General features: G+C 70.3%; 17 protein-coding genes and 1 tRNA gene. 14 read left to right on the plus strand and 4 right to left on the minus strand.

Annotated features, from left to right (window positions below; genetic code table 11):
* The first annotated feature begins 650 nt into the window (after positions 1-650).
* The 10 genes from ACWC1K_RS09625 (at position 651) to ACWC1K_RS09670 (ending at position 10,584) form a co-directional block, all read left to right on the plus strand.
* Complete coding sequence (locus tag ACWC1K_RS09625) at positions 651-1,619, plus strand: complex I subunit 1/NuoH family protein (RefSeq protein WP_123966915.1); 969 nt, start codon at positions 651-653, stop codon at positions 1,617-1,619.
* The gene (locus ACWC1K_RS09630; RefSeq protein ID WP_450829906.1) at positions 1,619-2,230 is read left to right on the plus strand and encodes a NuoI/complex I 23 kDa subunit family protein; all 612 of its coding nucleotides are present in this window, start codon (positions 1,619-1,621) and stop codon (positions 2,228-2,230) included. Before ACWC1K_RS09625 ends, ACWC1K_RS09630 begins: the two co-directional genes overlap by 1 nt.
* 23 nt (positions 2,231-2,253) lie before the next feature.
* Positions 2,254-2,973: an NADH-quinone oxidoreductase subunit J family protein gene (locus ACWC1K_RS09635; RefSeq protein ID WP_450830347.1), complete on the plus strand. Its 720-nt coding sequence runs from the start codon at positions 2,254-2,256 to the stop codon at positions 2,971-2,973.
* On the plus strand, positions 2,973-3,362 hold the full coding sequence (gene nuoK, locus ACWC1K_RS09640) for an NADH-quinone oxidoreductase subunit NuoK (protein WP_450829908.1): 390 nt from the start codon (positions 2,973-2,975) through the stop codon (positions 3,360-3,362). Before ACWC1K_RS09635 ends, nuoK begins: the two co-directional genes overlap by 1 nt.
* Positions 3,359-5,353, plus strand: a complete 1,995-nt coding sequence (locus ACWC1K_RS09645; RefSeq protein WP_450829910.1) for an NADH-quinone oxidoreductase subunit 5 family protein — start codon at positions 3,359-3,361, stop codon at positions 5,351-5,353. The genes nuoK and ACWC1K_RS09645 overlap by 4 nt, the downstream gene beginning before the upstream one ends.
* A gap of 6 nt (positions 5,354-5,359) precedes the next feature.
* Entirely contained in the window at positions 5,360-6,934 is a 1,575-nt protein-coding gene (locus ACWC1K_RS09650) for an NADH-quinone oxidoreductase subunit M (RefSeq protein WP_450829912.1), read from the plus strand.
* Complete coding sequence (locus ACWC1K_RS09655) at positions 6,931-8,451, plus strand: NADH-quinone oxidoreductase subunit N (RefSeq protein WP_450829914.1); 1,521 nt, start codon at positions 6,931-6,933, stop codon at positions 8,449-8,451. The genes ACWC1K_RS09650 and ACWC1K_RS09655 overlap by 4 nt, the downstream gene beginning before the upstream one ends.
* Before the next feature lie 192 nt (positions 8,452-8,643).
* The gene (gene htpX, locus ACWC1K_RS09660) at positions 8,644-9,507 is read left to right on the plus strand and encodes a zinc metalloprotease HtpX (protein ID WP_450829916.1); all 864 of its coding nucleotides are present in this window, start codon (positions 8,644-8,646) and stop codon (positions 9,505-9,507) included.
* Positions 9,504-9,896, plus strand: a complete 393-nt coding sequence (locus ACWC1K_RS09665) for a YccF domain-containing protein (RefSeq protein ID WP_450829918.1) — start codon at positions 9,504-9,506, stop codon at positions 9,894-9,896. Before htpX ends, ACWC1K_RS09665 begins: the two co-directional genes overlap by 4 nt.
* 121 nt (positions 9,897-10,017) lie before the next feature.
* Positions 10,018-10,584 carry an SMI1/KNR4 family protein gene (locus tag ACWC1K_RS09670; protein WP_450829920.1) on the plus strand — a complete coding sequence of 189 codons (567 nt, stop codon included), beginning with the start codon at positions 10,018-10,020 and terminating at the stop codon, positions 10,582-10,584.
* Positions 10,585-10,762: 178 nt separating this feature from the next.
* On the opposite strand, the gene ACWC1K_RS09675 is transcribed toward ACWC1K_RS09670, so the two are convergent.
* Positions 10,763-12,013: an APC family permease gene (locus tag ACWC1K_RS09675; protein ID WP_450829921.1), complete on the minus strand. Its 1,251-nt coding sequence runs from the start codon at positions 12,011-12,013 to the stop codon at positions 10,763-10,765.
* Between the two features lie 223 nt (positions 12,014-12,236).
* Between ACWC1K_RS09675 and ACWC1K_RS09680 the strand changes: the two genes are divergently transcribed.
* Positions 12,237-12,503 (plus strand): GlsB/YeaQ/YmgE family stress response membrane protein, encoded by a 267-nt coding sequence (locus ACWC1K_RS09680; RefSeq protein ID WP_450829923.1) that lies wholly within the window; start codon positions 12,237-12,239, stop codon positions 12,501-12,503.
* Positions 12,504-12,639: 136 nt separating this feature from the next.
* Here the strand turns inward: ACWC1K_RS09680 and ACWC1K_RS09685 are convergent, their stop codons facing one another.
* Positions 12,640-13,128: a YajQ family cyclic di-GMP-binding protein gene (locus ACWC1K_RS09685; RefSeq protein WP_030945172.1), complete on the minus strand. Its 489-nt coding sequence runs from the start codon at positions 13,126-13,128 to the stop codon at positions 12,640-12,642.
* A 234-nt stretch (positions 13,129-13,362) separates the two neighbouring features.
* On the opposite strand from ACWC1K_RS09685, the gene ACWC1K_RS09690 reads away from it, so the two are divergent.
* The 3 genes from ACWC1K_RS09690 to ACWC1K_RS09700 all read left to right on the plus strand — a co-directional run bounded on the left by ACWC1K_RS09690 (position 13,363) and on the right by ACWC1K_RS09700 (position 16,984).
* Positions 13,363-13,444 (plus strand) — tRNA-Tyr (locus ACWC1K_RS09690).
* A 391-nt stretch (positions 13,445-13,835) separates the two neighbouring features.
* Positions 13,836-14,312, plus strand: coding sequence for a DUF1003 domain-containing protein (locus ACWC1K_RS09695; protein ID WP_450829925.1), 477 nt, complete (start codon positions 13,836-13,838; stop codon positions 14,310-14,312).
* Positions 14,313-14,482: 170 nt separating this feature from the next.
* The gene (locus tag ACWC1K_RS09700) at positions 14,483-16,984 is read left to right on the plus strand and encodes a flippase-like domain-containing protein (protein WP_450829926.1); all 2,502 of its coding nucleotides are present in this window, start codon (positions 14,483-14,485) and stop codon (positions 16,982-16,984) included.
* Positions 16,985-17,039: 55 nt separating this feature from the next.
* Here ACWC1K_RS09700 and ACWC1K_RS09705 read toward each other — a convergent pair whose 3' ends face one another.
* Complete coding sequence (locus tag ACWC1K_RS09705) at positions 17,040-17,285, minus strand: hypothetical protein (protein WP_450829928.1); 246 nt, start codon at positions 17,283-17,285, stop codon at positions 17,040-17,042.
* A gap of 54 nt (positions 17,286-17,339) precedes the next feature.
* Complete coding sequence (locus ACWC1K_RS09710) at positions 17,340-17,885, minus strand: enoyl-CoA hydratase/isomerase family protein (protein ID WP_450829930.1); 546 nt, start codon at positions 17,883-17,885, stop codon at positions 17,340-17,342.
* Positions 17,886-18,005: the final 120 nt, after the last annotated feature.

The raw sequence follows: 18,005 nt of genomic DNA on the forward strand, positions 1-18,005 counted from the left end.
GCGAGTCAGGCAACCCCGGCTCCGGCTGAGGGCGCCGAGGCGGCTCCGGCTGCTCCGCGGCGGACGCGGTCGGCGGGGGAAGGATCGGCGAGTCAGGCAACCCCGGCTCCGGCTGAGGGCGCCGAGGCGGCTCCGGCTGCTCCGCGGCGGACGCGGTCGGCGGGGGAAGGATCGGCGAGTCAGGCGGCTCCGACCCCGGCTGAGGGTGCCTCGGCTGACCGGAAGGAGTCGACTCCGGCGGCGGGCGCCTCGGCCGATCAGGAGCCGGGTGCCTCCGGTGTGGCAACGCCGCGGCGCACACGGAGCGCGAGCGAAGGCTCCGCCTCGCAGACCCCTCGGACCCAGTCGCCGGAGGCCCCGACCACCCGACCCGCACCCGCCCCCCGCAGTTCGGACGCCCCGTGGCACCACGCCCGCCCGGCTTTCGACGAGCCGGAGACCGGACCGAGCCCGGAGACCGAACTGGGCTCGGGGACCGAGCCGAAGCCGGAGACCGAGCCCGCCCCAGAGACCGAGCCGGACGCGGAGACCGAGCCGGACGCGGAGACAGAGCCGAGGCCCGGGACGAAATCGAACCCCGGCGCCACCTCCGAAGACCCGTCCACCCAAGACCCGTCAGCGAATCCCGAAGACCCCGCAGGAGGCCCGCAGTGACCGACGCTCTGGACGTCACCCTGCGACTCCTCATCGTGTTCGTCGTCTTCCTCACCTTCCCCCTGATCGTCGGCCAGACCGAGCACAAGGTCATGGCCCACATGCAGGGCCGCCTCGGCCCGATGTACGCCGGCGGCTTCCACGGCTGGGCCCAACTCGTCGCAGACGGCGTGAAGTTCGCGCAGAAGGAAGACGTCGTCCCGGCGGGCGCGGACCGCCGCATCTTCCAGCTCGCCCCCGCCGTGGCGCTCCTCCCGTACCTCCTGGTTCTCCTCGCCATCCCCATCGGCCCCGGCGAGGGCGCCGTCGGTCAGGTCCTGGACGCGGGGATCTTCTTCGTCCTGGCGGTGATGGGCGTAGGCGTCCTGGGCTCCCTCATGGCCGGCTGGGCCTCCGCCAACAAGTTCTCCCTCCTCGGCGGCCTCCGCACCGCCGCGCAGCTTCTCGCCTACGAACTCCCGATGCTCCTCGCCGCCGCCTCCGTCGCGATGGCGGCCGGCACGGTCTCCCTCCCCGGCATCCTGGACGCCTTCCACTGGTGGTGGCTGCCCTGGCAGATCGTCGGCGCGATCGTCTTCTTCGTCGCCGGTCTCGCCGAACTCCAGCGCCCGCCCTTCGACATGCCCGTCGCCGACTCGGAGATCATCTTCGGCGCGTACACCGAGTACACCGGTCTGCGATTCGCCCTGTTCCTCCTCGCCGAGTACGCCGGAATCATCGTCCTGTGCGGCCTGACCACCGTCCTCTTCCTGGGCGGCTGGCACGGCCCCTGGGGCGCCGACGGCCTCGGCTGGGTCTGGACCCTGCTGAAGACGGCCGTCCTCGCCTTCCTCGTGATCTGGCTCCGCGTCACCTACCCCCGGCTACGCGAGGACCAGCTCCAGAAACTCTCCTGGACCCTCCTCGTTCCCCTCTCCCTCGCTCAGATCGCCCTCACCGGCATCGTCAAGGTGGTGATCTCCTGATGGCTGAGCCACTCCCGCCCACCCGCTCCCGCATCCCCGGCTCCGGCCTGGCCAAGGGCCTGGCGGTCACCCTCCGCACGATGACGCGGAAGACCGTCACCGAGCAGTACCCGGACGTCCAGCCCGACCTGCCACCCCGCACCCGCGGCGTCATCGGCCTGTTCGAGGAGAACTGCACCGTCTGCATGCTCTGCGCCCGGGAGTGCCCGGACTGGTGCATCTACATCGACTCCCACAAGGAGACGGTGCCGGCAGCCACCCCAGGCGGCCGCGAACGCAGCCGCAACGTCCTCGATCGCTTCGCCATCGACTTCTCCCTGTGCATGTACTGCGGTATCTGCATCGAGGTCTGTCCTTTCGACGCCCTGTTCTGGTCCCCGGAGTTCGAATACGCCGAGACCGACATCCACGAACTCACCCACGAACGCGACAAGCTCCGTGAGTGGATGTGGACGGTCCCGGCCCCGCCCGCCCTCGACCCCGGAGCGGAGGAGCCGAAGGAGATCGCCGCCGCCCGCAAGACCGCGGAGAAGCTCGCGGCCGCGCAGGCCGAGCCCTCGCAAACTGCCGACCCTGCCCCGCCGACCGAACCCGAGGGAGGCGCGTCGTGACCTTCATCGCAGCCACCGCAACGGTGGCGCAGGCCACGGCAACCCACGCGAGGGCAGCTCACGCCCACGCCACCACGGCCGCCGGCACCCACGGCTTCCTCTCGCCGACCGGTGTCGAGATCGCCTTCCTCCTCGTCGGCCTGGCCACCTTCGGGGCGGCCCTGGTCACCGTCACGACCCGGCAGCTGGTGCACGCCGCCCTGTGGCTGGTGGTCACCCTTGGGGGCCTTGCTGTCGAATACCTCCTGCTCACCGCCGAGTTCATCGCCTGGGTGCAGGTCCTCATCTACGTGGGTTCCGTCGTCGTCCTCCTTCTGTTCGGTCTGATGCTCACCAAGGCCCCGATCGGCCGCTCGCCGGACGCCGACTCCGGCAACCGGTGGGCCGCGCTCACCGTGGCCGTCGCCGCGGCCGCCGCCCTGGTGTGGGTCGTCGTCGACGCCTTCCGCACGACCTGGATCGACCTGGGCGGCCCGGCGGCCGGCTCCACCGCCGTCACCGGAGCGAGCCTCTTCCAGAACTGGGTCCTCCCCTTCGAGGCACTCTCCGTCCTCCTCCTCGCCGCCCTGGTCGGCGCGATCGTCCTGTCCCGCAAGGCGAAGGCGGAGATGAGCTCTCCTCCTGTGAACTCCCGGGCAGCAACCGGTAGTTCCCCATCCGTCCCGGATTCCCGTAATCACCCGATCGAGCGGAAGGGCCGGGTCGAGGGAACCAGCCCGGCCGAGCAGGAAGGCGCCCGCTGATGCACCTCGCCTATCCCGCCGTACTGTCCGCCCTCCTCTTCTGCACCGGCCTGTACGGCGTCCTCGCCCGCCGCAACGCGATCCTCGTCCTGATGTCCGTCGAGCTGATGCTCAACGCCGTCAATCTCAACCTCGTCGCCTTCGACGTCTGGCTCAGCAAGGCCGCCCAGGACAAGCTGCACTCCGGCCAGGCACTGACCCTGTTCACCATCGCCATCGCCGCCGCCGAGATCGGCATCGGCCTGGCGATCGTCCTCGCCGTCTACCGCAACCGCGGCACCTCCGACATCGACAAGCTCCGCGACAGCGCCGAGGGCCACGAGAGCGACGGCCCCGACGGGGGCGCCCTCACGGCGGAAGAGACCGGGAAGGCTGAGGCCGCCGCGTGACCACGACCACCCTCGCCGTCCTCGTCCCGCTGCTGCCGTTCCTGGGCGCCGCCTGCGGACTGCTCCTGGGCCGCACGGCACCCGGCTTCGTCCGCCCGCTCGCCGTCCTGCCGACCCTCGCCTCCCTCGTGCTTGCCGTGCTGGTCGCCGTGCGCCAGGGCGGCGGCCAGGCGATCGACTCCGCCACCGAGCTGACGCCCACCGGCTCGGTCCCCATCGAACTCGCGCTGCACATCGACGGCTTCGCCGCCCTCGTCGCCATCCTGGTCGGCGTCGTAGCAACCTGCGTGCAGATCTACTCGACGGGCTACCTGCGCGAGGACCCCCGCTACCCCTCGTACGCCGCCCTGGTCTCCCTCTTCACCTCCGCGATGCTGCTCGTCGTCTACTCCGGCGACCTGATCGTGCTGCTGGTCGGCTGGGAGATCATGGGCATCTGCTCGTACTTCCTGGTCGGCCACTACTGGGAGACCCCGGAGGCCCGCGCCGCCTCCATCAAGGCCTTCCTGGTGACCAAGCTCGGCGACGTCCCCTTCCTCATCGGTCTGTTCGCCCTCGCCACCGATGCCGGCTCCTTCCGCATCACCAAGGTCCTCGGCACCGTCACGAGCGGCGGACTGCACCACCCGACACTGATCGCCCTGCTGCTCCTTGCGGGTGTGGCGGGCAAGTCGGCGCAGTTCCCGCTGCACACCTGGCTCCCCGACGCGATGGCGGGCCCGACGCCCGTCTCCGCACTGATCCACGCCGCGACGATGGTGGCCGCCGGCGTCTACTTCATCGCCCGCCTCCTCCCGGTCTTCGAGGCCTCACGGGTCGCGATGGTCGTCCTCGCCGTCATGGCGGCCGTCACGATGGTCGGCTCGGGCCTCGCCGCACTCGCCCAGGACGACATCAAGCGCGTCCTCGCCTACTCGACGATCGGGCAGCTGGGCTATATGACCGGTGCCCTCGCCGTCGGCGACCGCGGAGCGGCCGTCTTCCACCTCCTGTCCCACGGCGCCTTCAAGGCGCTGCTGTTCCTCGCGGCCGGCGTGATCATCCACGCCGCCGGCACCAACTCGCTGGCCACCATGTCCCGCATGCAGAACCTGCGCGAACGCATCCCGGACGCCTACTGGACGATGACCGTGGCGCTTCTCGCGCTCGCCGCGATCCCGCCCTTCAGCGGCTTCTTCTCCAAGGAGTCCGTCCTCGGTGCCGCCGAACACGTGGCCACCGGCCACACAGGGCACGCCCCCGTCGCCGCAGGCTGGATCACCCTCGTCGCCGGCCTGCTCACCGCCGTACTCACCGCGGCGTACGCGACGCGCCTGTGGCTGCTGGCCTTCCACGGCCGGGGTGCCGAGGCCCCCGACCACGGCCGCCAGCCACTGACCATGACCGTGGTGCTGTGGGTGCTCGCCGTACCCTCCCTGGCGCTCGGCGGACTCGCCTACCGCACGCTGCCCGACTGGTTCGACGGCCGTGACCTCACCCCGACACTCACCACCTCCGTGCTCGGCACGGGCGTGGCCCTGGTCGGCGGCATCGTCACCTATGCGGCCTGGCGGCACACCACGGCCCTCGTGTCCCGGGTTCCGCTCGGCGCGGTCGCGGCCCACCCCGAGGGCGACGCCGGACTCGTCGAGGCCGAGGCCATCGCCAGCCACGCGCCCGCATACGGGGGAGTGGCCTACGCGCCCGACCCGGCGGACCCGGGACGGCTGCTGCTCGGCCCGCTCCACCGGCATGCAGCCGTCGGCTTCCACCTCGACGCCGTGTACGCAGCCCTCTTCGTCCGCCCCGTCCAGGCCGGAGCGAGTCTCGTCCGCTTCCTGGACCGCGAGGTCGTCGAGACCTACGTACGCGGCGCGGGCGCCCTGCCGCGTGTGCTCGGTGCCGCCGTACGGCGCGCCCAGACCGGCAATGTGCAGACCTATGTGAGCGCGCTGCTCGCCGGCACCGTCGTCCTGGCGGTCGCCGTCCTCCTCGTCGCCACGGGAGCGTGAGCAGGCGTGATCGATATCAACGAGTCCGTGATGCAGTTCCTTCTGGCGTTCGTCGTCGTCGGCCCGCTCCTCGGGGCCGTCGCCGCTCTCCTGCCCGCGCCGCCCGGACTGAAGGGGAAGTCTCCCGAGCAGGCCGTGCTCCGCCACGGCGTGACCGTGACCGGCGTGGTGCTCATCGCCGCGATCGTCCTCGCGCTCGGCTTCGACCACGACCACCCGTCGAAGATGCAGGCCACGACGGACATCAGCTGGATCCCCGCGCTCGATGTGCGGATCCACCTCGGCATCGACGGCATTTCCCTCCCCCTTCTGGTCCTGACCGCGCTGCTGACCTTCCTGTGCGCGCTGTACACCTACTTCAAGATGCCTGCGGGCCCGACCCCGAAGGCCTTCGTCGCACTGTTGCTCGTCCTCGAGTCCGGCACCCTTGCCAGCTTCGCCGTCCTCGATCTGCTGCTGTTCTTCCTCGCCTTCGAGATGGTCCTCATCCCGATGTACTTCCTCATCGCCCGCTGGGGCGGCGAGGGCAGGACCCAGGCCGCCTGGCGGTTCATCCTCTACACACTGCTCGGTTCGGTCGTCATGCTGCTCGGCCTGCTCCTGATCGGGATCAAGGCCGGCACATTCGACATGGTGGCACTCGCCACTGACAACGGCCGGTCGCTGACCACATCCGTGCAGGTCATCGCCGTTCTGGCGATCGGGATCGGGCTCGCGGTCAAGACGCCGATGTGGCCGCTGCACAGCTGGCTGCCCGACGCCCACACCGCCGCCCCGACCGTCGGCTCGGTCCTGCTGGCCGGTGTCCTGCTGAAGATGGGTACATACGGTTTCGTCCGGATCCTCCTGCCGATCGCGCCGGACGGTTTCCACACCTTCGCGCCCTATCTCGCCGCCTTCGCCGTCGTCGGGATCATCTACGGTTCGCTGGCCTGCCTGGCGCTCGCCAAGCAGGGCGCGAAGGGCGATCTCAAGCGCCTGATCGCCTACTCCTCCGTCGGGCACATGGGCTTCGTCCTGCTCGGCATCTCGACGATGACCCCGACCGGTGTGAACGGCGCCCTGTTCGCCAACATCGCCCACGGCCTCATCACCGGCCTGCTGTTCTTCCTGGTCGGCGCGCTCAAGGACCGCACGGGCACCACCGACCTCGACACCCTCGCCGAGGAGACCGGTGCCGCGCTCTACGGCAAGGCCCCCCGGCTCGGCGGCCTGCTCGCCTTCGGCGCTGTCGCCTCGCTCGGACTGCCGGGCCTGGCCGGATTCTGGGGCGAGATGCTGGCCCTGTTCGGCGCGTTCAAGCCCGCCCACGACCTCAGCCGGCCGGCCTTCCTCACCTTCATGGCGATCGCGGCCTTCGGAACCCTCCTCACGGCCGCGTACATGCTGGTCGTGGTCCGCCGCGTCTGCATGGGGGCCGTACCGCAGGAAGCGCCGCAGCTCGCCGACGTCCACACGTACGAGTTCGCGGCCTGGACCCCGCTCGTCGTCCTCACCGTCGCCGCCGGCCTGTGGCCCAAGGCCCTTCTCGGCCTGACCGACCCGGCCGTGCAGCAGCTCCTCTCAGGAGGCACCCGATGAGCTCCCTGGCCCAGCCGCTGGCCGCGAGCCTGGTCCAGTCCGTCGACTGGCTCGCCATCGCGCCACCCACCCTCACGGCGGTCGTCGGACTCGTCGTCCTTGTCGCCGACCTGTTCGTCGCCGACGCCAGGAAGGCACTCCTCGGCTGGGTGTCGGTCGCCGGCCTCGCCGCCTCCGCGCTCCTGTTGCTTCCCCTCCTGGACGGCGACCGCAGCACCTTCTGCGTGAACGGCACGCACGCGTGCAGTTACACCGCGGACCGCTTCACGCTCGTCATCCAGTTCCTGGTCCTCGGTGGCGCCCTCCTCGCCGCCCTCCTGTCGGTCACAGCCCTGAAGGACGCCGACAGGCAACTCCCCGAGGGGGAGTACTGGTTCTTGCTGCTCTCCTCCGCGGCCGGCGCCGCCCTCCTGCCCGCCTCCCGCGACCTCGCCACCCTGATCGTCGCCCTGGAGGTAGCCTCCCTGCCCGCCTTCGCCCTCGTCGGCATCCGGCACGGCGACAAGAAGTCCTCCGAAGCTGCCCTGAAGTTCTTCCTGTCGTCGGTCACCGCGACCGCCGTCAGCCTCATGGGCATCAGCTTCGTGTACGCCACCACCGGCACCCTCTACCTCACCCAGGTCGCCGACCGGATCCAGCACGTCGACGGACAGCTCCACACGCTCGCCCAGACCGGAGTCGTCCTCACCCTCGTAGGCTTCGCCTTCAAGACGGCCGCCGTGCCCTTCCACTTCTGGGTCCCCGACACCTACGTGGGCGCGCCTCTGCCCATCGCCGCCTATTTGTCGGTCGTCGGCAAGGCGGTCGGCTTCTCCGGCCTGATCCTCGTCACCGTCGTCGCGTTCCCCTCGTACGCCGACGTCTGGGGTCCCGCGCTCGCGGCGCTGGCCGCGCTCACCATGACGGTCGGCAACGTCGGCGCCCTGCGCCAGCAAGCCACGCGCGCGTACAGCGCGGTACGGCTGCTCGCCTGGTCGTCCGTCGGCCAGGCCGGCTACCTCCTCGTACCGATCGCCGCGGCCGCCTACTCCGACAACGCCGAACACTCGATCGGCTCCACGGTTGCCTACGCCCTCATGTACGCCGCCGTGAACCTCGGGGCCTTCGCGATGGCCGCACTGGTGGGCCGTACCAGGTCCGCGAACCGCATCACGGACTACCGCGGCCTCTATGCGAGCAATCCGATCGCGGCCCTGCTGCTGGCCTTCTTCCTGCTCTGCCTGGCCGGACTGCCCCCGGGCATCATCGGCCTGTTCGCCAAGGTGACCGTGTTCTCGGCGGCGGTCGAGGCCGGACTCGGCTGGCTGGCCGTGGTCATGGCCATCAACGTCGTCATCGCCCTGTTCTACTACCTCCAGTGGACGGCACTGCTGTTCCGCGCCCCCGAGGGCGAGCCCGTCAAACACCGCCTCCCCGCGCCCCTCACCGCGGCGATCGCCCTCACCGGCGTCCTCGGCATCGCCCTCTCCGGAGCACCCCAGCTGGTCCTGCGCTTCGCCGGCACAGCCCTCTTCTGAGGCGACGTCGGCCACCCAGGGGCGCCATCACCCGGACGGCCCACGCAGGCCGCCGTACGCACAAGGGAACTAGTGGCCCTCGCCTGGCGTTGACCAGTACGGGAGGGTCCACTGGACGTGACACCACGGCACCAGTGGCACCGAGATCAGCAAGCAAAGGGTTCCCCTGCTGCACGACTTGGAGGGCGTACCGTGCACCGCCGGCACAACGGGCTAAGGACCGCAGTTCTCCTCGGAGGACTGTCCGCCCTCATCATCGTCATCGGCAGCTTCTTCGGCCGTACGGGGCTCGTCGTCGCGGTTGTGATCGCACTGGGCACGAACGCGTACGCGTACTGGAACAGCGACAAGCTGGCGCTACGCGCGATGCGCGCGCGTCCCGTCAGCGAGTTCGAGGCTCCCGCCCTGTACCGCATGGTCCGCGACCTCTCCACCCAGGCCCGCCAGCCCATGCCGCGCCTGTACATCTCCCCGACGGAGGCGCCGAACGCCTTCGCGACGGGCCGCAACCCGCGCAACGCCGCCGTGTGCTGCACGGAAGGCATCCTGCGCATCCTGGACGAGCGCGAACTGCGCGGCGTCATCGGCCACGAGCTCAGTCACGTCTACAACCGCGACATCCTCATCTCGTCGGTCGCAGGCGCCCTGGCCTCCGTGATCATGTTCCTGGTCAATTTCGCCTGGCTGATCCCGGTCGGCAGGTCCGACGACGACGACGGCCCGGGCATCCTCGGCGTGCTGATGATCATGATTTTGGGCCCGCTCGCGGCCACCCTCATCCAGCTGGCCATCAGCCGCTCCAGGGAATACGAAGCCGACGCCTCCGGTGCCCAGTTGACCGGCGATCCCCTCGCGCTCGCCGGCGCGCTGCGCAAGCTGGAAGCAGGTACCCAGCAGCTGCCGTTGCCGCCCGAGCCGCGCATCGAGACCGCGAGCCATATGATGATCGCGAACCCCTTCCGCCCGGGCCAGGGACTCTCCAAGATGTTCTCGACACACCCGCCGATGGCGGAGCGCATCGCCCGGCTCGAGAAGATGGCAGGTCGCCCCCAGTGAAAACCATCCTGAACGTCATCTGGCTCGTCCTGAGCGGTTTCTGGCTGTTCCTCGGCTACCTGGCCGCGGGCATTCTCCTCTGCATCACGATCATCGGCATTCCGTTCGGCATCGCGGCGTTCCGCATCGGTGTCTACGCCCTGTGGCCCTTCGGGTACACGACGGTCGAGCGCCGTGACGCAGGTGCGCCCTCCTGCGTCGGCAACGTCCTGTGGCTGGTCCTCGCCGGCTGGTGGCTCGCGCTCACGCACATCGTCACAGGCATCGCCCTGTGCATCACGATCATCGGCATCCCGTTCGGCATCGCCAACTTCAAGCTGATCCCGGTCTCGCTCCTGCCGCTCGGCCGCGAAATCGTGCCGACGGACCAGCCGTTCGCACCTCGCTGACCGACTGGGACCCAGGGCGGGTACGGGCCGCTCGCCCCCGTCCGAGTGACCGGGTTTTCCACAGTCCGAGGGTTGTCCACAGCCCGGCCCGATTGTCAGTGGTGCCTTGCATCATGAACCCATGACCGAGAACGAGCAGTTGCTGGCACGGGTGTCAGCCAAGGCACACAACACCCGCCCATGGGGCTGGCCTTCACTCCCGGATACCGCCGACACGGCCACGCTGGCCCGCGCGGAAACCGCCCTGGGCTTCCCCCTGCCTCCTCTGCTCGCCGACCTCTACCTGCGCATAGCAGACGGCGGATTCGGCCCGGAGTACGGCCTGTTGCCCCTCCTCGACAGCCCGCCCGCCGGCGAGCCCGCCGCCGTGGTCCAGTACCTGGCCAACCGCGAGAGCGCCCGCAGAGACCCCGACTGGCCCTGGCCCGAAGGCGTCCTGCCGATATCCCACTGGGGCTGCGCGATGTACGCGTGCGTGGACTGCCGCACCCCGGAAGCACCAGTCCTCCTCTTCGAGCCGAACGCCGACCGCGCCGACCACGCCTGGTACGTCGACGCCACCAGCCTCACGGCCTGGCTGAGGTCCTGGGTGGACGGCAGGGGCTGGTACGAGGAGACGAACGAGGAGCTCGAGATGGCCCCTTGGACCGACTTCCGCATACGCACTACGGCGGCACGAGCGTCCTAGCAGCCGCGACACCATGCGGACGACATCGCAGCGAACCTTCTAGCGCGGCGCCTGCGCAGATCCCGCGAGCCGGCAGCCGGAAGAACGTGCTCTGCCCCGGCCCTGACGGCGGAGCATGCCCATCCTGGGTTGGAAGCCTTGATCAGGTGCCGCCCCGAACGGTGTTCGGCCCACGCCGCTACCGCGCAGCCACCCATCGCCGTACGCCATACGCGCCCACACCCACCGCCAACACTCCCGCGCCCACGATCACCGAAACCGCCGGCAGCGAGAACGCCAGCACCACGCACCCGAGAAGACCCACCGCAGGCAACAGCCGAGCCGTCAGGGCCGAACTCAGCGTCCAGGCAGAGGCGTTGGCCACGGCGTAGTACGCCAGCACACCGAAGGAGGAGAAGCCGATCGCACCCCGTACGTCCACCGTGGCGGCCAGGGCGGCGACCACGGCACCCACGGCCAGTTCGGCCCGGTGCGGCACCTGGTAGCGCTGATGTACGGCCGACAGCACGCCGGGAAGGTACCGGTCGCGGGCCATGGCCAGGGTCGTCCGCGAGACGCCCAGGATCAGGGCGAGCAGCGAACCAAGCGCCGCCACGGCGGCCCCCACCCGCACCACCGGAACCAGCCCGGGCACGCCGGCCGCCCGTACCGCGTCGGCCAGCGGAGCACCCGCACGCCCGAGGCCCCCGGCCCCCAGCACGGAAAGGACAGCCACCGCCACACACACGTACACCGCCAGCGCGATGCCCAGTGCCAAGGGGATCGCGCGCGGGATGGTGCGCGCCGGATCCCGTACCTCCTCGCCCAGGGTCGCAATGCGTGCGTACCCGGCGAACGCGAAGAACAGCAGCCCCGCCGCCTGCAGTACCCCGCCCACCCCGCCCGAGGTGCCCACGCCCAGGCGCCCCGCGTCGGACGTCCCGGACCCCAGGCACACCACCACGACAGAAGCGAGGACAGCCAGCACCACCGCCACGATCACCCGGGTGACCCATGCGGACTTCTGGACACCGCCGTAGTTCACCGCGGTCAACGCCACCACGGCCGCGACCGCCACGGCGTGCGCCTGCCCCGGCCAGACGTACGCCCCCACGGTGAGCGCCATCGCCGCGCAGGAGGCGGTCTTCCCGACCACGAACGACCAGCCCGCGAGATAACCCCAGAACGGGCCGAGCCGCTCACGCCCGTACACATACGTGCCGCCTGAGGCCGGATACAGGGCGGCCAGCCGCGCCGACGCCATGGCATTGCAGTAGGCGACGACGGCGGCGACGGCGAGGCCGAGCAGCAGCCCTGACCCTGCCGCACGTGCCGCGGGCCCCAGGGCGGCGAAGATCCCGGCACCCACCATCGAGCCCAGCCCGATGACGACGGCGTCGCCCACGCCCAGCGTGCGCCGCAGTTCGGAAGCAGAACCGGTCGATGCCATGCCTGGCACCCTACTGATCACTGCAACCGATGAGTGCCGCCGGGACGTCCTGCTCATCAACAGAGCAGGAACAGGCAAGGCAACAGAGCAAGACAACAGAGCAAGGCAAAGCAAGAGCAGCAACAAGCAAGAGCAGCAACAAGCACGTGGCGCACAGCGGATCTTGACCGAAATCTCACTGTCCGGAAAGTGCAGGCACAGTGCGGAAGGGCAGGTTCACGGCATGACCATCATCAGCTGGATCATCCTGGGGTTGTTGGCCGGAGCCATCGCCAAGTTCCTGTTGCCGGGCCGCGACCCGGGCGGCTTCATCGGCACGACGCTCATCGGCATCGCGGGTGCGTTCATCGGCGGCTGGGTCTCGGCCCGCTGGCTGGACCATCCGATCACCAAGAACTTCTACGACGGCGCGACATGGGCCGCGGCGATAGGCGGCTCACTCGTGCTCCTGATCGTCTACCGCATCCTGTTCGGCAACTCGCGCAACTGAGCACGACGAGCACGCCCCGGACCGCAGCCAGCAGGCGAGAAGGGTGGGCACCGGCCAGGTGCCCACCCTTCCTCGTGGACCGGCGGCCGAGGCCGGCCGGCCGGTGGCTGTCAGACGGTGCCGGTGAAGCAGTGGTTCACCGGTAGTTCACGAACTGCAGCGCGAAGTCGAAGTCCTTGCCCTTCAGGAGCGCGATCACGGCCTGCAGGTCGTCGCGGCTCTTCGAGCTGACGCGCAGTTCGTCGCCCTGCACCTGCGCCTTGATTCCCTTGGGGCCCTCGTCGCGAATGATCTTCGCCACCTTCTTCGCGTTCTCCTGGGAGATGCCCTCCTCGATCGACGCGAAGATCTTGTACTCCTTGCCCGAGAGCTGGGGCTCGCCCGCGTCCAGCGCCTTCAGTGAGATCCCGCGCTTGATCAGCTTGGACTGGAAGACGTCGAGGACGGCCTTGACCCGGTCCTCGGAGTTCGCCTCCATGAGGATCTTGTCACCGGACCACGAGATCGAGGCGCCCACGCCCTTGAAGTCGTAGCGCTGCGAGATCTCCTTGGCGGCCTGGTTGAGGGCGTTGTCGACCTCCTGCCGCTCGACCTTCGAGACGATGTCGAAACTGGAGTCGGCCATGTCCTGTGGCTCCTTGTATCGGTGCGTGATGGGGGTGCGTACGGAGGCGTATCGGCGTACGTGGGGGCGGGCGCCGAGCCCGGCGTGGTCCCGGGCCGCATCCGGACAAGCCTAGCCACCCGTCGTCCTCCGGGCGCAGATCAATCGGGTGGCGAAGCACCCCTCGGCATCGGGTATTGTTTACGTCGTTGCCAGAGAGCACCGCCGAAAAGCGGTTCGAACGGCAGCAAACCCGGCGGTGTGCCCGAGCGGCCAAAGGGAGCAGACTGTAAATCTGCCGGCTCAGCCTTCCCAGGTTCGAATCCTGGCGCCGCCACGCTGAAAGAGACCCCCTCTGACCTGTGTAAGAGCAGGATGGAGGGGGTCCTTTCGTGTTCGTACAATCTCATCCGAACGCGAACCGAAAAGCGAAAAGGGCGACTTGTCCTACCTGATCTCAGGTGGGTCCCACCCCTGATCAGGGCGTGCCCCCAGGGCGCCCCCCAGGCGCCCCCAGGGGACGGACCGGTCTCAGCCCATTCCCGCAGGCCAGCCTGAATCTGGCGGTTCGCCCGCTCCTGGGCATGTGCCAGAACCTTCGCGTAGACACGCAGCAGCACGGCAACGGAGTGGTCCGGCCCGACGGGCGACTTCGATCGGGTCGACTCCGTCATGGCCCGCCGTACGCTGACGGCGGTTCCTCGTCGGACACCGGGCAGGGAGAAGCGATGGGTACTGCGCCGAAGCGGCCGGGCCTACGGATCGTCAACGAACAGGACGTTCTCGCGCGGATGCGTGGGACCCAGGACAAGATCGCGGACGGGATCACCGCCTTCTCCGGGACCATGACGTTCGTGTATCTGCATGCCGCGTGGTTCACGGTGTGGATCGTGTGCAACGAGGGGGTCTTCGGGGACGGAGTGATCTGGGACCCGTTTCCCTTCGGACTGCTCACCATGATCGTCAGCCTGGAGGCGATCTTCCTGTCCACCTTCGTCATGGTGAGCCAGAACCGCCAGGCCGCCCGCGAGAACGTCCGCGCCGACCTGGACTTCGAGACCAACGTGCGCTCGGAGGTGTGGTCCATCCACATGGGCCGCGCCCTCGGCGTCGACCCCGTGGAGGTCGAGCGCCGCGTCCAGGAGATGCTCGCCGAGAACCGCGCCCGCCTGGAAGGCACCGGCCGGTCTTCCACGGGAAGCTGAAGGCCCGCCCTGGATCCGACGACATCGTCCTCCTACGTCGTCCCCCTACATCGTCCCCGTACACGGACCACGGCCGCGTGGAAGCATGGGAGGCATGTCCGGCCGAGCTGGACCTGTGCCCGAGGGAGTGAGCGCATGCGTCGTTCTCGCACCTCAGCCGGCGGCCGGCCATGACCGACCACCACGGCCCGGTGCTCTCCTCCGACCTCGTGGGCACGTCGGAGGGCGGGGCCGAGCCCGACATCGACGTCGCCGCGCCGCACGATACGCGCCGGGCGGCCGACCTGCTGCGCCTGCTGGTGTCCCTCGCCGCGCTCGGAGTGACGGTGCTGCTGGCGGTCGCCACCCGCGACTTCGCCCGCAAGGCCCAGCAGGGCCTGCTCTCCGCGGCCACCGCGCTGTCACCGGGGTTGCGCGACGGCCTCGTCGGCACGGTCCAGGTGATCGCCATTCTGGCGCCGGTCGCCGCCCTGGTCGTTCTCGTCGTACAGCGCCGCGTGGACGCGGTGTTGCGCGTGCTGCCCGCCGCAGCCCTGGGCGCGGCGATCGCCTGGACGCTCACCCGGCTCGCGCTGTCCGACAGCCGTCCCGAGCTGTGGCCGGATGTCCTGGTGGGCCGCGGCGGGCTGGTGCACGCGGGCTGGCCGTCGGCGGTGTACCTGGCGGCCTGCGCCTCGGCGGTCGTCGCCGCAGGACCGTGGCTACCACGGCCGTGGCGGCGGGCCCTGTGGGCCCTGGCCGTCGGCTGCGCCGCACTCGGCGTGCTGGCCGCCTCGCTCGTCCCGCTGGACGCGGTGGGTGCCCTCGCCGTGGGCGGCACCGCGGGTTCGGCGGTCCTGCTCATGGCGGGCGGTCCGGCCGACCGCCCGCCGCCCCGGGCCGTCGCGGATGCGCTCGTCGCCTGCGGAATTCCGCTCGCCGCCCTGCGCCAGGCGCCCGACCACCGGCAGCTCAGGGGCGAGGGGATGCTCTACGGCGCCGAGACCACCGAGGGTGCGCGGCTGACCGTCCGCGTCCTGGCCGCCGAGGACCGCAACCGCGACCTGTTCTTCCGGCTGGCCCGGCGCCTGCTGCTGCGCCATCCCGCCGACCCCGGCGAGCAGACGGCGCTCGGCGCGGCCGAGCACGAACTGCTCATGCTGGTCTTCGCCGGCCGCACCGGCGCCCGGGTCGCCGAGCCCGTCATCGCCTACCCCGTGACCGGATCGAGTGCGCTGCTGGTGACCGTCGGGCAGGATGCCCCCCTGCCGGACGAGGAATGGACCGATGCGCTGCTCGGCGCGGTGTGGACGTCGGTGGCCCGCCTGCAGGAACACCGGCTGGCGCACCGGGCGTTGCGCCCCGAGCACATCGTGCTCGCCCCGGACGGCAGGCCGCGGCTGACCGCCTTCGCACGGGCGCAGCTCAACGCCCTGCCCGAGGTCCTCGGCGCCGACCTGGCCGAACTCCTTGCCACGACCGCGGTACGGGTCGGCCCGCGCCGGGCCACGGCCTGCGCGCTGGCCGGGCTCGGCCCTACAACGTTGGCGACCGCCCTGCCGTATCTGCAGCCGCTGGCCCTGGTCGGCCCCGCGCGACGCGAGGTGGCCCGCTACGACCAGGCCCGCGCCCGCGAGGCCGCGCAGGGGGCCCGGCGGCGCACCCTGCGCCCGGGCGGCCGGCCGAACCTGATGCACGACCTCGCCGAGGAGGTGCGCACGGCGTGCGGTGCCCCGGCGGCCAAACCGGCCCAGCTCGCGCGGTTCACCTGGAAGAGCGTCCTGGGCCTGCTCGGCGCGTTTCTCGTGCTGCACCTGGTGTTGCCGCAGCTGGCCAACGCCCCGGCCGCGCTTGACGCACTGCGTGAGGCCGACTGGTGGTGGCTGCTCGCGGTCGTGCCCGTCACGTTCGTCTCGCAGGCGTTCTCGACCTGTCTCCAACTGGGCAGCGTCCCCGGGCGATTGCCGTTCTGGCCCACGTACCAGGTGCAGTTCGGGAGTTCGTTCCTGAACCGGATCACCCCGGGCAACGTCGGCGGCATGGCGCTGAACCTGCGCTATCTGCAGAAGACGGGCATCGAGACGGGGGCGGCCACGGCCTCCATCGGGGTGCAGAGCCTGGCCGGGGCGGTCTCCAACGCGGTCGTCGCCGCAGTGTTCTTCGCCGCGGCCGGACAGCACCACGGCGGGGTGCACCTGGACCTGCCCGCAGGCAAGTACGCCCTGCCCGTGATCGCGCTCGTGCTGGCCGCCGGAGGGCTGCTCGGCCTCACCCCACCGGGCCGCCGCTTCCTGCGCGAGAAGGTCTGGCCGTTCCTGCGCGCGGCCGGGACAACGCTGACCGGCATCGCCTCCGACCCCGCCAAGATCGCGATCGGTGTCGTGGGTGCGCTCGGCCTGCCGCTCGTCCAGGTCGTCGGCCTCGCGCTGAGCCTGCACGCGCTCGACGGCGACCTGCCCTTCGTGCAGGTGGGAGCCGCCTACATGGCGGCCCGCCTGCTGGCCAACGCGGCCCCCGTGCCCGGCGGCCTGGGCGCCCTCGAAGCCGGCTTGATCGCCGCCCTCACCGCCTTCGGCGTCCCCGCCGGCCCGGCGACCTCCGCGGTCCTGGTCTACCGGCTGCTCACCTTCTGGCTGAACGTCCCGCTGGGCGGGCTCGCCCTGGGCTTCGTACGGCGGCGCGGCTACGTGTGAGACGTACGGGCGCCACTCCTCGCCTCCCCAAGTGCGGTCCCGCAGCAGGCTGTTGTCAGGGGCGGCGATACCGAAACTCCGCCACGGCTTTTCCGAGGTCGTGTTCGAGCTCGCCAGGCTTTTGGAGGCCGCGGTCGGCCAGGTAGTCCAGGCGCTCGCGCGTTTCGGACAGCGCGATCAGGCCTTGGAACGCGGCGGCGTCGGAGCGCACGTGTGCGGGGTCCGTCAGCGTCAGCTCGTTGATGGCGCGCTTGGCTGCCCTGACGCCCGCGGGCGGGAAGTCGGCGATGCGCTTGGCCAAGCGGTCCACGAAGTCGTCCAGTTCGGTGTCGGGCAGGGCGCGGTTGATCCAGCCCTAGCGTTCGGCGAGGTCGGCGTCGAAATCGTCGGCTCCGGCGATGGCTTCGACGGCGCGGGCCCGGCCGAGTCGCCGCGTGAGGTGCTGGATCCCGCCGGCGCCGGGCATGGCGCCGGTACCGGACTCGAACTGACCGAAGACCGCGTTCTCGCGCGAAGCGAAGATCATGTCGCAGGCCAGGGCGAGTTCGTTGCCGCCGCCGCGAGCGCGACCGCGCACCTTGGCGATCGTGATCACAGGGACGTCCGCCAACCTGTGCAAGAGCATCCCGGGTGAGGCGTCACCGGGGCCTCCGGCCTTCGCTGCCTCCGCGGTGTACAGCGAAACGGCCGAGAGATCCACATGCGCTGAGAAGTAGTCCGGCGCAGCGCTGTCGATGACGACGACGCGCACCTCGCCGGGGTCGGTGTGCAGCGTGTCCACGAGGGAGACCAAGTCACGGACCAGATCGACACCGAGGAGGTTGAGGGGGCCGGCGTCGAGGGTGGCGAACAGAACGCCGCCTTCGAGACGAGTCCGAAGGGACGGGAAGGCCAAGCTCATGACGACTCCGGTGAAGTGAGGCGACGCGCGGAGCCCAGACCGTGCGGTTGTGCACCGGCGTCGGTGCTCAACCGCGGGGTGCAACAACCCCATCATCCTCGGCAAGCAGCTCGCAGGGCT

The organism is Streptomyces sp. NPDC001492 (assembly GCF_053597275.1).

Coding starts and splice junctions, on each gene's coding strand:
- ACWC1K_RS09630 (WP_450829906.1), top strand. CDS start 1,619: ATGGCTGAGCCACTCCCGCCCACCCGCTCCCGCATCCCCGGCTCCGGC.
- ACWC1K_RS09695 (WP_450829925.1), top strand. CDS start 13,836: ATGGGTACTGCGCCGAAGCGGCCGGGCCTACGGATCGTCAACGAACAG.
- ACWC1K_RS09700 (WP_450829926.1), top strand. CDS start 14,483: ATGACCGACCACCACGGCCCGGTGCTCTCCTCCGACCTCGTGGGCACG.
- ACWC1K_RS09655 (WP_450829914.1), top strand. CDS start 6,931: ATGAGCTCCCTGGCCCAGCCGCTGGCCGCGAGCCTGGTCCAGTCCGTC.
- ACWC1K_RS09685 (WP_030945172.1), bottom strand. CDS start 13,128: ATGGCCGACTCCAGTTTCGACATCGTCTCGAAGGTCGAGCGGCAGGAG.
- nuoK (WP_450829908.1), top strand. CDS start 2,973: ATGCACCTCGCCTATCCCGCCGTACTGTCCGCCCTCCTCTTCTGCACC.
- ACWC1K_RS09680 (WP_450829923.1), top strand. CDS start 12,237: ATGACCATCATCAGCTGGATCATCCTGGGGTTGTTGGCCGGAGCCATC.
- ACWC1K_RS09710 (WP_450829930.1), bottom strand. CDS start 17,885: ATGAGCTTGGCCTTCCCGTCCCTTCGGACTCGTCTCGAAGGCGGCGTT.
- ACWC1K_RS09670 (WP_450829920.1), top strand. CDS start 10,018: ATGACCGAGAACGAGCAGTTGCTGGCACGGGTGTCAGCCAAGGCACAC.
- ACWC1K_RS09675 (WP_450829921.1), bottom strand. CDS start 12,013: ATGGCATCGACCGGTTCTGCTTCCGAACTGCGGCGCACGCTGGGCGTG.